Below are 16,583 nucleotides of genomic sequence, written 5' to 3' on the forward strand. Positions count from 1 at the left end.
CCCTGCCTCCGGCTTCCCCCGACAATACTAAGGAGAGGGATTGAGGGTGAGGTTTATTATATGTTTAATTACGTCTACCTACTTAGAATGCTTGCCACACTCTCTTTGATTCATCTTTAATTACGAATTACAAACTACGAATTACGAATTACTTAAGCCCTATCCCCAATTTGCGTATGTTCGGAACTCCCAAAAATCGCCTCTGGGTGACGATAATACTTGAATTCCATGAGGTTATAAAAGGGATCTTCTAAAAAGAAAGTCCGATGTTCAAGAGGAGAACCAACAAAGCGGTTTTTGGTTTGCTCACGAAAAAGTAGCTGTTGTTGTTGTGCTTTTTCTAGTAAGTCTTGCCAGTCACATTCTTGGGTAAAAATTAGCCCAAAGTGTCTAGGATAAATAGTATGTTGCGGTGTCAAAGGTTCTTTGGTGACGTGAGCCACTAATTGATGACCGTAGAGATTAAGAATCAGGGCGTGATGGTTTTCACGACCAGGAATGCAGCCCAAGCCATCCACGTAATATGCTTTTGTTTGGGCAATGTCAGTTACAGGGAAAGCAAGATGGAATAAAATTTGGCTCATAGCTTGTGTAGAAAAGACTAGTAGTTGATGCTATTTACAATTTATGCTGTTAAATCTTGATTGTGGTCAACTTGAACACAGTTTTAATTGACATTAACTTATATTCTTTATCTTTATGACTAAGATTGCAGACTGAATACCACTTCAGCAGCTGCACCCTCGGCTGGTGACTTCGCCCTACGTCTACATAATTTACACTTAATTATTTAGTCTTGTGCAGCTATAGTAATTTAGATTTGTATGGTACACACTTAAGAACGTAGATTTAATAACTTACAACTTTCGTAAGGTGTTTGATAACTTAATCTATCCTAGAAATTGCTTTGAGTATGTTAAGCACTCGAAGAGTCCACTCAACTAAACAAAAGTTTTGCATTTTGTTTAATCCACGTTCTTTAGTCAATATTGCAGTGTATATCTTAGATATTGTTGGTTGTTTTAGACTCAGCTTTCAGGGAATATCTACAAAATTAAGTTAACAATACAAACATATTACTTTAGCTGGAGAGGTGTCAAAAATTAAGCAATAGTACAGCACGGCGTAAATAAACCACCCATTCAAAATCAATGAAACTCTTACGCTGTATACCTGTTTGACTTTTAAGAGCCAGTTGCTACCCTGCCTTAACGCTAAGAGCGAACAAGTCGGCACCGCAAGTTAGCACTGGCTCAAGATTGATTTTTGCCTTTCGGTACTAGGGGTAGTAAATTCGTTATTCTGTTGATATTCAGACAAAATTACTCATGATTAATTGCTGATGTCATCCTTAATTGATTCTGTTAATCCCTGGTTGGTGGCGGTAGGATTAAACACAATTCTATTGGGTTTAGCTTGGATTGCTCCGAAAAAGCTGCTTACCCCTGCTGGATTATTCCACGCCTGGTTTCTAGCCATCCTAATTTGGGTAACTCTAGGCTGGCAAGGATATGCAGTAGTAATGTTCTATTTTCTCGTTGGTTCTGGCGTTACCCGCATCGGGATGGCGCAGAAGGAGGCTGAAGGAATTGCTGAAAAGCGTTCTGGGGCAAGAGGTCCAGAAAATGTTTGGGGTTCGGCTTTGACTGGGGCGCTGTGTGCTTTGGGAGTAGGGATAATAAATTCGGGATTTATTATCCCTAGTTCCCAATCTCTAGTCCCTAATCTCCAGTCCCTATTATTGTTAGGCTATGTAGCGAGTTTCAGTACCAAGCTGGCTGACACCACTGCTAGTGAAGTCGGTAAAGCTTATGGTAAAAGCACCTTTCTAATTACTACACTCCAACCAGTGCCTCGCGGTACAGAAGGAGCGGTAAGCTTGGAAGGGACTTTAGCTGGGATTGTGGCTTCTGTTGCGATCGCATTTGTTGGTTGGGGAGTTGGTTTAATTGATCTATTAGGAGTAGTTTGGTGTGTATTGGCAGCATTTATTGCTACTAACTTAGAAAGTGTGATTGGGGCAACATTGCAATCTAAGTATAATTGGCTAACCAATGAAGTCGTAAACATTTTTAATACATTAATCGGTGCGATCGCTGCTATGCTACTCGCCTGGACATGGATAAGTATAATTAAGTAGACAGGTGAGAATAAAGGATTACTTGTTAAGGTTTCGCCCTCAGTTGCTACAACTTTGATTAAATGAGAAATACAGTAGATCGAGTTTTAGCAACTGACATAGATAACTGGCAAGAAATAATTCTTAATATGTTTTAATTTATTTTTGCCTATCTAACCTTACGATCATTCATTTTTGTACAATGATTAGCTTGTAGTAAACGGCTCCAGCCCTGCTTTTATCCACTTAAATGCTAATTAACTGTATCTACCTGATTATTTTTTTGAATTTATAAAGATTTGGTTACACAACTTGTTTTGCCTTATAACTGATATTTTAAATCCTGTTCTGTCTCCGCTAGACCGTAAAAGTAATTAGGGAAAATTATTTTATTTAGTAAATATATAATTTTTTAACAATTTAGATGTAATTAATTCATAAAAACTTTATCATATTTAATCATGAATGACCACATGATTTTTATATGATTTAATTTAAAAATAAATGCTTAACCATTTTCACATAGTTAGTTCATGGAATCTTTATCATTTTTAACAATCAATGACCAAATAATTTCTATTGAGTCAGCAGTAAAATACCTGCAAGCCTCTGGAAAATTGGGACAGTTCATTGGGGATATTCTCCGCCAGTACGTAATTGAGGAAGAAATCAGAACAAGAGACGATATTGAGATTGGTACTGCAATAACTGAACAGGCAATTATTGACTTTAGGCTAAAAAACCAACTAACTGACCCCCAAAGTTTTCAAGAATGGTTAAAGGTCAACAACACAGATTACGCTACCTTTCACACATCGGTGGCTTTTGGTTACAAGTTAGAAAAGCTAAAAGCTTTAGTGACGCAAGCAAAACTCCAAGAATATTTTATTGAACGCAAAATTTTTTTGGATCGGGTAGTACTTTCTCGGATCGTTGTTGATAATCGAGAATTGGCAGATGAACTACAAACTCAAATTGAAGAAGGAGGTAGTTTTGAGCAACTAGCTAAAGAGTATTCCCTTTCAGATGACCGAATTGTGAACGGCATGATGGGAATAGTCAGCCGTGGAAGTATGCCGGATATATTACGGGCAGCTATTGATGTGGCGAGTCCTGGACAATTGATAGGACCAATAGAAATCGTTGGCAAAGACTCTCCGCAAGGAGAAGGACCTTATGGTTTGTTTCGAGTAGAACAATTTCTGCCAGCGTCTTCAGAAGATACTCAACTAAAGCTTGCACTACAAAATGAGTTATTTGAGAAATGGCTAGCAGAGAAAATTCAAAAACTGACAGTCAAATTACAAGTGAGTTAAATATTCTGAATAATGAATCTTTACGATTAAAAGTCTTAGCTTCTTTGCCTTGGAATCAGCCCCCGTTATCTTGGCTGACTCCCGAACAACAAACCCGATTGGAAAAGGAGTCCCAAACCCGTCAGTATCGTCTTGGAGAGAAAATCTGGTCAAACGATGTTGGCGGTTACCAATTCTTGATTGTGGCTGGAAAAGTCCGCTTACGAGAAGAGGGGGTTGGTAAACCAATAGCCGCCCTAGATGTGGGGGATTGGTTTGGTGACTTGCAAAAGCTGTCTGCGAATTTTAAAGCTGTAGCTGCTAGTAAAGAAGTAGTAGTAGTGTGTTGGCATACAGAGGTGTGGGCAGAATTTTCTAACCCACAAATTCAGCAATTCTGGCAAGTGTTACCAGTGGACATGGAGAGTGAGAGAGACACATTTTCCTTCTCTTCCACTGCTTCATTAGCGCCAGCTAGTGAAGGAACTTCTAGCACCCACAGCCTCCAACCCCAAAGAGGACTCCCAGCCCCCAATCAGATCGTCTCAAATTATCCTTTTGTTGCTAGCTGGAACACTGCTGCTGCCTGTTTAACAATGGTGGCGCAACAGTTAGAAAATTCTGTGCAACTGGAATGGGTGCAGCGCCAACTTAGAGGACAACGCCCAAAACAGGTTGTGGAAGCAGGAGAAAAGTTAGGGTTAGTGTTGCGGCGGTTACAAGTGAATTGGGGTGAGTTGCGACAGTTGTCATTTCCAGCTTTACTGCTGTGGAATTCTGATTCGCCCCAGAGTCCTTCTTGGGTGGTAGCTTATGGAGTTAAAGGCGATCGCTTAATTATCGCTAACCCTCTAAATCCCGATCGCATTTGTGAAAGCTTACCACAATCAATAGTTGAAGCATCTTGGGATGGGCGATTGTGGCAAGTAGAACTGATATCCCAGCAAGAAAAATTTAACCTCAGTTGGTTTACCCCAGCAGTTTGGAAATATAAGAAATTACTAACAGAAGTATTGTTAGCATCTTTTACCTTGCAGCTTTTGGGGTTAACAACACCGCTAATTACGCAAGTCGTCATTGATAAAGTGATGGTGCAGGGGAGTTTGCCGACTCTCGATGTGATGGCGATCGCACTTTTTTGCGTAGCCATATTTGAGTCTATACTTGGCATTCTGCGCCTATTCATCTTTACCCATACAGCTCGTCGTCTGGATTTGAGTTTATCAGCACAGCTATTTCGCCATCTGATGCGTCTGCCTTTGGCTTATTTTGAGTCGCGGCGCGTCGGAGACACAGTAGCACGAGTTCAGGAACTCGAACAAATCCGTCAGTTTCTCACAGGTACAGCATTAACTGTGATTTTGGATAGCATCTTTGCTGTGGTTTACCTAGCATTGATGTTTTACTATAATATCCCACTCACCTTTGTAGCCTTAGCAGTACTGCCGCTATTTGCCACATTGACGATAGTTGCAACACCAATTCTGCGTAACTGGCTCAACGAAACCTTTAACCGGAGTGCCGATAGTCAATCGTTTCTAGTTGAGACAATCACCGCAATTCACTCCGTTAAAGCCCATGCAGCAGAACCAGTAGCCCGCGATCGCTGGGAAGGCTTATTCGCTCGCTTCATTCGCACAGGTTTTAAAGCTTCTACCACCTCCAATATCAGCAGCAATATCGGTGACTTTCTCACCAATTTTTCCACCATGCTGATTCTCTGGTTTGGAGCCAAATTAGTCATCGAACAAAAGCTCACAGTCGGACAGCTTGTTGCCTTTCAAATGCTGTCTGGTAGAGTCACAGGCCCGCTTTTGCGCTTAGTACAGTTGTGGCAAACCCTCCAACAAGTGCTACTTTCTGTAGATCGCATTGGTGATATTCTCAACGTCTCCCCAGAAGCTGAACTGGGAACTGGTCTAGTTTTACCACCCCTGAAAGGACAAGTCACCTTCGAGCAAGTATTTTTCCGCTACCGGCCCAACTTTGAAGCAATTCTGCGGGGAATCTCTTTTAATGCCGAACCAGGGCAATTTGTTGGCATTGTCGGACGGAGCGGTTCTGGTAAAAGTACTCTGTCTAAGCTATTGCAACGCCTCTATCAAATTGAATCAGGCCGCATCCTTATTGATGGTTTTGATATAAAAAGTGCCGATTTAGCCTCACTGCGGCAACAAGTTAGTGTAGTTCTTCAAGAAGACTTTTTATTCAACGGTTCTATTTTGGAAAATATCACTCTCGGTACTCCCGACATTACCGCAGAGCAAGTAGTAGAGGCGGCAAGACTAGCAGTAGCTCACGATTTTATCAGTCAATTACCCTACGGTTACGAAACCAATGTGGGTGAACGCGGTACCGCTTTATCTGGCGGACAGAGACAACGGATTGCCCTCGCAAGGCTATTTCTTTCCCAAGCGCCGATTTTAGTTTTAGATGAAGCTACCAGCGCTTTGGATAGTGAAACTGAACAACAAGTACTGCAAAACCTGCAAAAAGTTTCCGTTAATCGTACCGTGTTTTTAATTGCTCACCGCTTTGCCCCTCTCAAACGTGCTGATTTGATTTTGGTGTTGGAGCAAGGCGTGATTGCCGAACGTGGTACTCACTCACAATTGTTGCAACAAAAGGGTTTGTATTGGTCACTATATCAACGGCAGCAAGCAAATATTTAACTAACTCAAAGCTTGTAGTTACATAAAAGATAAACGTCTGGAAAGCTGCTTAAAGATAGTTTTTTGCGAATGGAGTATAACTCCATTCGCCATTTTAATTTTGATGATTTTAATAAGTAAGTGGGTCAAATTAAATATAAAACTTCACCCTGCCTCCGGCTTCCCTCTCCTTAATTCCGGCTTCCCCCTCCTTAATTCCGGGGATTGAGGGTGAGGTTTGATCTTATATTTAATTACGCCTACCTACTTAATAGGACTTACGCAAATTTATACCTATACAGTTTAAGGTTTTTGGCGCTAACCCAAGCGTATTGTTTTATAGCCTGCGATCGCAGTAGTTTTAAAAGTAGTAACAGTCATAACTTTTTCTTCTCATTGCGTTAGTGTTCATTAATACAGTTTAAAGATTTAAGATTTACTTGAGGAATTTACCTTAATAAAAATCACAGTTTCCAGAAGGTTTTTTGGTAATAAAATTAGCATTTTCTTCTGAAATTTCATAGTAATTATTGACAATGGAGCTTATTCAAAAATTGAAGTTTTTTAATCGAGATTTTAAAGCTTCAAACTGTCAAAAAACGATTGCTATCTTTGAGAAAAAATACTTATGCTCATTGATGATGTTAATAACAATGTGTTGTCAACTCAACAGCTAAATCTCACTTCAATTTCTTCATTAGATAGCTTTAAGACCAAAAATGACCACAGCCTCAACTTCAGTAGACCTAGTAGCTATAACTCAGGCGATGCTGATGTGCAGTTGCTAAATAATGGTGACTCCGAAAATAGCAGTAATACTTTTAGCGCTCAAAATTATAACTCCACCAATGGCTATGGCTTGATTAATGGAGCAGCAGCAGTGGCTAGAGCTATTGGTCAGAATACCTTTGCTGATGTTCCTGATCTTGGTGGCAATAATTGGGGAGCAGACCTTGTGAAAGCACCAGAAGTCTGGGCAAAGGGATACACAGGTAAAGGCGTTGTTGTTGCTGTTGTAGATACTGGGGTTGACTACAACCACGAAGATTTAAAGGATAATATCTGGACGAATCCCAAGGAAATTGCTGACAATGGTAAAGATAATGATGGCAACGGCTATGCTAATGACATCCACGGCTGGAACTTTGTTGACAATAATAATAATGTCCTAGATGACAACGGTCATGGCACTCATGTTTCCGGGACGATCGCCGGAGAAAATAATAGCTACGGTGTCACTGGTATTGCTTATGATGCCAAAATTATGCCTGTCAAAGTTTTAGATGACTCTGGCTCTGGTTCCTACACTTCTATTGCTAAAGGCATTCATTATGCTGTGGACAATGGAGCTAACGTGATTAACCTCAGTTTAGGAGGTCCTTATTCCAATCGTACTTTAGAGTCAGCCATTGACTATGCCAGCAGCAAAGGAGTAATTGTCGTCATGGCAGCAGGTAATGATGGTGACTCATCACCAGACTATCCCGCCCGCTATGCCTCCAAGTCGGGAATTGCCGTTGGGGCTGTAGATAAGAATAATAATCTGGCTGACTTCTCTAACCGTTCTGGAACAAATGAAATTTCCTATGTCACAGCCCCAGGAGTCAACATCTATTCCTCAGTTCCGAATAATCAATATGCTACTTATAGCGGCACGTCTATGGCTGCTCCCCATGTTGCTGGTATAGTTGCCCTGATGCTTAGTGCTAACCACAACTTGACTGATGCCCAAGTCCGTCAGATTGTGGCAGAAACCGCAGGAAATAGTACACAAACTACAAATAGTTCAAATAGTCCAAATATTTCTAATGTCAGTTCTCTGGCGAGTCAGGCGATGTCTAGGATGGTCACTGAGCTTTCTCGAAGTGCGGGCTACGCCAAAGCAGACACAGCAGAAAATAGTTCACAAGGTACAATCTCTAATTTCTCTAATTTTAATATTTCCAATGTTAGTTCTCTGGCAAGGCAGGTAATTTCTAATAACAACTTGCTACCCAGAAACGCACAAACTAGAAATTATCTCACATCACAGACAATTTCTAGTTTTAATAATTATGATGTCGGTTCTTTAATAGGTCAGGGAGTTACAGAAACAGCAGAATATCTAACACCAGAGACTATTGCTAGTGTTAATAGTTATGATGTCAGTTCTTTAATAGACCAGGCAATGTCTAACGACAAGCTGCTAGGCAATTACCTTTACTCTTGGGTGTAGTCGTTAGAAAAACGTTCGTCTCTCGGAATCCTGGGATGATAGCGATTTAATTGATTGGTAGTAATTGATTTTTTCTGTTCAGCAGGGATATTTCGCCAACCTAAATCTTTAAGGATTCTCTTAGCTGCAACTTCACCTGTTCTACAACCCCCTTCCATATATCCCTGGTAGGACACAGAACAGTGTTCACCAGCAAAAAATAGATTACCTACACGTTCTTGTTCCGCTCCACTTATCCCTGTCCATTGTCCGACTAAATAGCAAGCATAGGAGGCTCGTGTGTACTGTTCTCCAGGCCAATAGGCGCGAATGGCTTGACCTTGACGTAGGTTTTTGATTCCGGGGAAAATTCGATCTAATTGTGGTAATAGTATTTCGGCTTGAGATTCTGCTGAACCTTTACCCAAAGATAAACCATGTTCACCACCAGTAAAGTTAGTAATAAGACCTTTGGGGCTTTTTTGGTAGCGACTGGGTTCCCAGGTGCTTTGAAAGCCTGTATCAGTAAATGTTGCGGCTGTTGAGTTATATTTAGTACGCCACAATTTTTGTTGATAGGCTGTAATTAATTTGGCATTTGTACCATATCCTAATTCTGCGATCGCTTTCTGTTTGATTGCTGGTAAATTAACTTTCAACTTCACTAAACGCAAAGTGCTAAAGGGCAATGTCAACAAAATTCTTTCATAAGTACGCTCAAAGGTTCTATACCCAGACCGTAAACTAACTCGATAGCGACCATCGGGACGAATACAGATAGCTTCTAATTCTGTATCAGTTTGTATAAAATTTCCTAAATAATCCGCTAGCAGACGAGGTACTTGATCGTTACCACCACGAATGGTATAACGTTCATCACTTTCGCCGTAGACTGAGAATGTATCAGTGTTAGTACCAATCAAAAACACTAAATTCAAACAGGATTGTTCTGCTGCTTCTCGACCATATTCGGTAGTATAGGCAACATACAGCATTTCTTGCAAAATGGGATTAATTTTTGCTTGCTCTAAATAATCTCCAATGGAGGTGTTATCTAAAGCGAAAGTTGCCTGATTGTAAGAGCGATAAGTTACATCTCCATCCCCAATGGCAACTAAATCCTCGTCAATTTTATGTGCTAAAGGAATGAAGTAATTAATAATTTCTAGTTCAGGAATTTTGCGTCCTTTAAAGTACCATGTTTCTGGCACTAATCCTTTATCAGTAGCAAGTAGATCGACTATTGTTAAACCAAGTTCTTGAGCAAGCGATCGTAATTGTTTATGATCTGTATCAATAAATTCTCCACCAAGTTCGACAGTCACGCCAGTACCTGCTGCGTTAGTTAAACTACATATCCGACCACCAACGCGGCTCCTCGCCTCAATGATGTCTACAGGAACTCCAGCTTGACGTAAGCGGTAGCCAGCAGTCAAGCCAGCAATTCCCGCACCCACTACCAGCACTTTGGAAATTGTGGCAAAAGCCGCAGAATCACGTCCATTATGCCAGGTAGCTGTAGCTAATGCGCTTGCTAATCCCAAACCCCCAAAAAGTAAGCGGCGACGAGTGGTTCTTTGTTTTAAAATATCAACTATCTCATCAGTGGGAATGCCAGTTTTGAGCGATGCCTTCGCAATTTTATAAGCGCGTTGCAAAGATCCCATTAGTGCAGACTTAGCCATCAAGCACACCTCTATTCCCGCTAATTATCAAATAATATTAATAATAATCGCAGTTTGAAATAACTTTTTTGATGAAGTTAGGAAGTTAAATATAAAAAGTAATTAAATATTGGTGTCAACTTAACGTATAAGCTAGATTTGGCGAACTTTCCAGGTTTGACCCTCACCCCCAACCCCTCTCCCAATTTTGGGAGAGGGGAGGAAATTCTCTAGTTCGCCGAATCTCAAGTTGGGATTCGGGGTTAGGGGATGAGGGCAAACACAAAGTTTTTGCACCTGACGGGATGCTCCCCATTGCTTTAGGTTGTGAATAAGCTATTTTCTAGCTCGTAATCACTAGAAGCGATAGCCTAATCCAGCTTGGAAGCTGACAGCATCAGCATCACTATTTCTGTAGGCATCAATGCCCCATTTAGTATCACCATAAGCAATGACATTCTGGCTAACTTCTGATTCAATACCAAGGGTAACTACAGGTGCATTCTGATTACCCAATGGGGTTTTTTGACCTTCGTCAGTTACAAAAGAATAACCACCACCGAAGTAAACATTAGTATTTTTGGCGATGGGCGCATCGTAAGTCACTATGGGCATAATTGCGGCAGCATCACCACCATAAAGCACAGAACCCCGCAATGAAACAGGCGCATTGGGAACGGCGTAACGTCCTTGAATATTACCACCAATTTGTGCTTCATCGTTTCCTTGTCCGCCACTGGTTGCACCAACCGCAACACCAGCACCGATGTAATTGCCATTTGTACCAGCTGTTTGAGCAGAAGCAATTCCAGCCGAGAGGACAATGGAAGCAACAGCGAGGAAAGAGGCAGCTAATTTTGTAAGTTTCATAGAATTATTCTCACTAGAGTTAGGTAAAATCAATATTCTCTAGTACTAGAATCTCTTTTTTTACAAAATGTAACCTCGCACACCTGGTTCACCCAAGTGGCTGAATTCTTTCTCACCCACTTGGGTGTACCAAATCAAATAATGAACTACCCCGCCCCTAAAGATAGCCCATGATTACATGGACGAAGAATGCGGGACGGAGGAATGTTCAAATAACAATTATTTCTTCAAAAAGCGCTGACGTAGACGAGATATAAAAGTATTCACCTCTGGTATTTTCATTGATGAAGCGATCGCAGCAAACACTGCAATCCCCACGAAGCCAGATATACATAACTCCAACATCAGAATCAGTAAACCTGTTTTCCCTAAGAATTGTTGAGAAACAACCAATGTCCCATAGCTTGCTACCCCACCTACCACGCTACCAGCAGTCAAACCCAAAATCGGCAAACCCCATTCCCGCCAAGGTAAACCATTCAGCTTGCGATCGAGCAACCATAACAGCATCAACATTGAACTGCAATTTACACCCACTGTTGCTAACACCAAACCGGGAGCGCCAAAAGGTTTAACAAAAAACCAATCTAATATCATGTTGAGCAAAATATTAAAAATACTGATGCGAAAAGGTGTCTGTCCATCGCCTAAAGCATAGAATACCCGCACCAAAACATCACGTCCCAAATAGGCAAACATCCCAATTCCATAAGCGACTAGCAAGGATGAAACTAGCTGTGTAGCTTCTGGCTTGAAAGCACCGCGCTCATATACCACCTGCACAATAGGTACAGATAACGACACCATCAGCGCCCCTAGCGGTAGCATGGTGAAAGCAGTAAGTAGCAGTCCTTGGCGAATGCGTAATTTTAAATCTGGCCAATTTTCGGGGCCGGCAAGTCTGGCAAATATCGGTAACAGGGGCAGTAAAATGATATTAGAAATAATCCCTAACGGAGTTTGGACTAATAAATTCCCATAGTTAAATCCTGCCGCAGCACCAGGGATCGGACTAGCAAAATAAAGGTCAGTGGCAACATTAATTGGCATCATTCCAGAAGAAACTGTTGCCGGAGTCATGATTTTAATCACTTCTTGAACGCCTGGGGATTTAAAATCAAACCGCAGGCGTAATGTGCCGAGTCCTAATCGCCACTGGACAATTAGCTGCACTAACCATTGGAGAACTGCTCCTGCTAAGGTTCCCCAAGCTAAAACCATTCCACCGATTAAAGCGTATTCCGGCTTAATAATATCTTTGCCCAGTTGCATAGCCAAAATCCCAAGGCCGACAACAACGGTAATACTAGATAATAAGGGACTAATGGAGAGTAACCAATATTGATTGGCTGTATTGAGAGTACCAAAGCCAATGCCAATTAAACCGGCAAATAAAGCCATTGGTGCCATAATGCGGAGTTGTTGAATGGCGATCGCTCTGGTTGTCGCCTCCAAACCATGACCAACTAAATCAACGATCGCATCCGCAAATAAAACTTGAGCCACTGTCACCACCAACAGCGCTCCAGCTACCAGCGTTGTCACGGTTTCCACTAGGGGAGCCGCTTCTTCTCGCCGCCGCTTGGCTAAAACGCTGACAACTGCACTGTGTAATGGTCCATTCACCCCGCCGAGTAATATCAATAGAAAGCCAGGGATAATATAGGCATAACTATAGGCGGTGGCAGCAGCACCAACACCAAAAGCGGCAGCGATCGCTTGCTGCCGCACTAAACCGAAGATTTTACTAATTAATGTGGCTGCGGCAACAATGCCAGCAATTCCAGCGAAAGAACGAGAGGGTTTTTGGTCTTGTTGTGTCACGAATATTACCCGACAACTCTTGCAGAGTGCATACTTTAAAACATTTAACCTGAAATCCCGTAGTCTGTCAGGTAAATTTTGACAAATTACTTATTTTACATGCTTTCGCCCTACAGCCCTTTAGGTATCCTACGGCGGGTATTGCCACGATCGCTCAAGGGACTTCCAAATAAAATCGCAAAGTGAGCAGGGGGAGTAGGGCAAGAAAATATCTGATAGTCGTCTTAGGGACTGACAAATAAAAAAATACCCAAAAAACTGGCGAAAAAACTTTCTCCTCCTTATTCCTCTGTGTTCTCCCAAAGTTTGCTCAACGCTCTTAACTCGCGCACGCAATTTCTCTCTGTGTCTCTTGTGGTTCGTTTATTTGAGTAATTTATTTCTTGTCAGTCCCTTACATGGCTGAAAACTTTGTATTAGTCCTCTTCAGAGAACTTTAGCTATAAGCAAGAGGAATTTATTCCGAGGCGGGATGGCAACGAAGCCCAAGATTTAAAAAATGTTGGTAATGAAAAGCCTAAAAAATGTGTGAATCTGAACAGCCAACTTTTGAAGCGGGTTGGAGGATCTTTTATCCATAAGCTCTAAAGGGGTCTGCTTTTCTGATTTGCTTCGGCAACACTAACTTAACCATATCCTCTCTTGTCTACAAGCCAAAATTATTTTTTAATCCATTACGAGGATAGATCAAGAAAGGGGAACTATAACAATAACCATCTTCTGGAAAATTGTTGAACATTGCAAAAATTTGCAGTTTGTCATATTTTTGACGTTTTTTAACTCCATGAAGTTGGGGATGAGGAATCATTAAACGACATAATCCAGAGCAATGGAACCTAATTCAAATTTCACGGAAAATCAACTTCTTTTGTCAAGCGCTCAACTTCAAGAGCAACTAGACCAACAAAAGGCTCTAGCGAGTGTAATTGTCCGAATTCGGGAGTCTCTTGACTTAGAAACAATTTTTCAAACTACCGTTACCCAAGTGCGTCAATTGCTAAATGCCGATCGGGTAGCAGTCTTCCAGTTTGACCAAGAAAAAGACTGGGAAGGAGAATTTGTTTCTGAGGATGTTGCACTTGGCTGGGACTCAGCACTAGCAGTAAAAGTTTACGACCACTGCTTTGGAGACCAATTTGCTTCGAGTTATCAACAAGGTAGAGTGCAAGCAGTAGCAGATATTTACAAAGCGGGACTGAGTGATTGTCATGCTGCAATTTTAAGTAAATTTCAAGTACAGGCCAACCTCGTTGTCCCTCTATCGCGCCAAAAGGAACTGTGGGGATTGATTTGCATTCATCAGTGTAGTGAGGCTCGTGACTGGAAAGAATCGGAAATTGAGTTTATTCGTCAAATTGCCGATCATCTTACCGTTGCGATTCAACAAGCGAAGCATCTCCATGAAGTCCAATTGCAAGCCGCAGAATTGGCACAAGCGGCTCAACGCGACCAAGTAATTGCTCAGATTGTCGATAAAATTCGCTCACCCCTTGATATTGAAACCATTTTTAAAACAACAACTCAAGAAATACGCCAGCTGCTGCAAGCTGATCGAGTTGCCATCTTTAGCTTTAATGACGATTGGAGTGGTAACTTCGTCGCTGAATCATTTGCAGAAGGCTGGACTCCTTTAGTTGGCGTTCAGCCTGCGATCGCTGATACTTATTTACAACAGACGCAAGGTGGACGTTACGCTCACAACCAGACATTTACAGCCAATGACATTTACCAAGCCGGATTAACAAACTGCCATGTAATCCTGTTAGAGCAATTTCAGGCAAAAGCTTTTGCAACTGCTCCCATTCTCCAAGGAGACAAACTTTGGGGAGTCATTGCTGCTTACCAAAATTCCTCACCAAGACAGTGGCAATCTTATGAAGTCGAATCCCTGACCAAAATCGGTACACAAATTGGTGTAGCCTTACGACACCATAAGTTGCTCACATACGCTCAGTACCAAGCAGAGCAACAAAAGACATTAACTAGCGTAATTACTCGAATTCGGGAATCCCTAGATTTAGATACAATCCTGCAAACTACTGTCACTGAGGTACGGCAAATGCTGCAAGCAGACAGAGTGGCAGTCTTTCGTTTTGACCCTCAAAAAAATTGGGAAGGAGAATTTATTTCTGAGGATTTTGTACCTGAGTGTAACTCGGTAATCACAGAAAAAGTTTATGATTATTGCTTCGGTAAAAACTTTGCATCCCTTTACGCGCAAGGTCGAGTAAATGCGATCGCTGATATTTATCAAGAAAAGTTTCCAGGTTGCTACATTCAAATTTTAGAAAAATTTAAAGTGCGGGCAAATCTGATCGCACCTCTATTAAAAAAAGGTGAACTTTGGGGATTGCTATGTATTCACCAATGCAATGCTCCTCGTCACTGGCAACCCTCTGAAGTTGAATTTGCCAGTCAAATAGCCGAGCAATTGGCAGTCGCATTAAAACAGGATTCTTATTTAAAGCAAGTTCAAATGCAGGTTGTCCAGTTAGCAGAAGCTACTGAACGGGAGAAAGCAATGGAACGGCAGGAATTGCTGGCTGCAACCATTGATAAAATCCGCCAGTCACTCGATATTAAAACTATTTTTAGAACGACTACTCAAGCTGTGCGAGAGTTGCTCCAAGTCGAGCGAGTTGCAATCTACCGCTTCAACTCAGATTGGAGTGGTAAATTTGTCGCAGATTCTTTTAAAGATGGTTGGAAACCTGTTGTACAAGCTCAACCAATGATTATAGAAACTTTTGAGGACACAGACGACGATAACGAACTTCCGCGCAACGAAACCTTTGTTCCAATTCGGGAAGGTGAAAAACTATGGGGATTATTAGTTGCTTATCAAAATTCTCAGCCGCGTTATTGGAAAGAGGAAGAAATCAATTTACTAGCTCAAGTAGGGGTGCAATTGGGAATTGCAATTCAGCAAGCGGAATTACTCGAACAAACTAAACGTCAAACCTTAGAACTTACTCAAGCTCTGCAAGAATTAAAACAAACTCAGACTCGGTTAATTCAAGGTGAAAAAATGGCAGGATTAGGGCAACTACTTGCTGGGGTTGCTCATGAAATAAATAATCCTGTCAGTTTTATTTTTGGCAATCTCATACATTTAAATGAATACACTCAAGAACTGCTAAATGTAGTGAAACTTTACCGTCAAAATTCCTCCCTATTGCCAACTGTTCAAGAAGAAATTGACAAGAATGATTTGGACTTTATGATGGAAGATTTACCCAAAACTCTTGATTCAATGAAAGTAGGAACAGAGCGGATTCGTGAGATTGTCCTATCATTGCGAAACTTCTCTCGTACAGATGAGGCTGAATTGAAGCCAGTAGACATTCATCAAGGATTGGATAGTACTTTGTTAATCTTAGGGCATCGGCTCAAAAACAATAATGAACGCCCAGGTATTGAGATTGTTAAAAAATATGCTACGTTACCTTTGCTCGAATGCTATCCAGCGCAATTAAATCAAGTATTTATGAATCTTGTAAGTAACAGTATTGATGCATTAGAGGAAAAATTTAAAACTATACAGCAAAGGTATTTGAAGTTATCTAAAAAGTGTCCGACAATACCCTTAACTATCTGGATTACTACGCAAGCTGTCAATAATCAGATTGTAATTAGAATAGCTGATAATGGTTTGGGGATTCCAGAAGAGGTGCGATCGCACATGTTCGACCCCTTCTTCACTACCAAAGCCCCAGGTAAAGGTACGGGGTTAGGGTTATCTATCAGCCATCAAATAATAGTTGAAAAACATCATGGTCAGATTAAATGTTCCTCAAAAGCAGGAGAAGGAACAGAGTTTTTAATTGAAATTCCCAGTGCTAATTAGAAGCGACTGATACCGCAAGGCGAGTGTCACGCATTCAAAAGTCACGCATTCAAAAGTTAAGAATAGTTGGAGGTTGGGTTGATTCGTGTTACCCAACAAACCTTGCAATATGTTGGGTT

Annotated in this window: 9 protein-coding genes; 5 read left to right on the plus strand and 4 right to left on the minus strand. The window is 41.3% G+C overall.

Translation table 11 applies throughout. The annotated features are described in order from the left end of the window. Window positions 1-152 precede the first annotated feature (152 nt). On the minus strand, window positions 153-584 hold the full coding sequence (locus tag V7K73_RS13740) for a VOC family protein (protein WP_334880776.1): 432 nt from the start codon (window positions 582-584) through the stop codon (window positions 153-155). A 758-nt stretch (window positions 585-1,342) separates the two neighbouring features. Here V7K73_RS13740 and V7K73_RS13745 point away from each other — a divergent pair. The 4 genes from V7K73_RS13745 to V7K73_RS13760 all read left to right on the plus strand — a co-directional run bounded on the left by V7K73_RS13745 (window position 1,343) and on the right by V7K73_RS13760 (window position 8,280). Continuing rightward, entirely contained in the window at window positions 1,343-2,140 is a 798-nt protein-coding gene (locus V7K73_RS13745) for a TIGR00297 family protein (protein WP_334880778.1), read from the plus strand. 512 nt (window positions 2,141-2,652) lie between these two features. Then, window positions 2,653-3,435 carry a peptidylprolyl isomerase gene (locus V7K73_RS13750; RefSeq protein ID WP_334880780.1) on the plus strand — a complete coding sequence of 261 codons (783 nt, stop codon included), beginning with the start codon at window positions 2,653-2,655 and terminating at the stop codon, window positions 3,433-3,435. Further along, window positions 3,384-6,086, plus strand: coding sequence for a type I secretion system permease/ATPase (locus V7K73_RS13755; protein ID WP_334880782.1), 2,703 nt, complete (start codon window positions 3,384-3,386; stop codon window positions 6,084-6,086). The genes V7K73_RS13750 and V7K73_RS13755 overlap by 52 nt, the downstream gene beginning before the upstream one ends. A 607-nt stretch (window positions 6,087-6,693) precedes the next feature. Continuing rightward, window positions 6,694-8,280, plus strand: coding sequence for a S8 family peptidase (locus tag V7K73_RS13760; RefSeq protein WP_334880784.1), 1,587 nt, complete (start codon window positions 6,694-6,696; stop codon window positions 8,278-8,280). Here the strand turns inward: V7K73_RS13760 and V7K73_RS13765 are convergent. The 3 genes from V7K73_RS13765 to murJ all read right to left on the minus strand — a co-directional run bounded on the left by V7K73_RS13765 (window position 8,265) and on the right by murJ (window position 12,617). Then, a complete protein-coding gene (locus tag V7K73_RS13765; RefSeq protein ID WP_334880786.1) occupies window positions 8,265-9,944 on the minus strand; it encodes a flavin monoamine oxidase family protein in 1,680 nt (559 codons plus the stop codon). The two genes, V7K73_RS13760 and V7K73_RS13765, sit on opposite strands and share 16 nt — an antisense overlap. Window positions 9,945-10,280: 336 nt before the next feature. Beyond that, window positions 10,281-10,793 (minus strand): outer membrane beta-barrel protein, encoded by a 513-nt coding sequence (locus tag V7K73_RS13770; protein ID WP_334880788.1) that lies wholly within the window; start codon window positions 10,791-10,793, stop codon window positions 10,281-10,283. A gap of 219 nt (window positions 10,794-11,012) precedes the next feature. Next, a complete protein-coding gene (murJ, locus tag V7K73_RS13775) occupies window positions 11,013-12,617 on the minus strand; it encodes a murein biosynthesis integral membrane protein MurJ (RefSeq protein ID WP_334880790.1) in 1,605 nt (534 codons plus the stop codon). A gap of 829 nt (window positions 12,618-13,446) precedes the next feature. Here murJ and V7K73_RS13780 point away from each other — a divergent pair. Further along, window positions 13,447-16,464: a GAF domain-containing sensor histidine kinase gene (locus tag V7K73_RS13780; protein WP_334880792.1), complete on the plus strand. Its 3,018-nt coding sequence runs from the start codon at window positions 13,447-13,449 to the stop codon at window positions 16,462-16,464. The last annotated feature ends 119 nt before the right edge of the window (window positions 16,465-16,583 follow it).

Source organism: Nostoc sp. (genome assembly GCF_036916975.1).
Lineage (GTDB): Bacteria > Cyanobacteriota > Cyanobacteriia > Cyanobacteriales > Nostocaceae > Nostoc.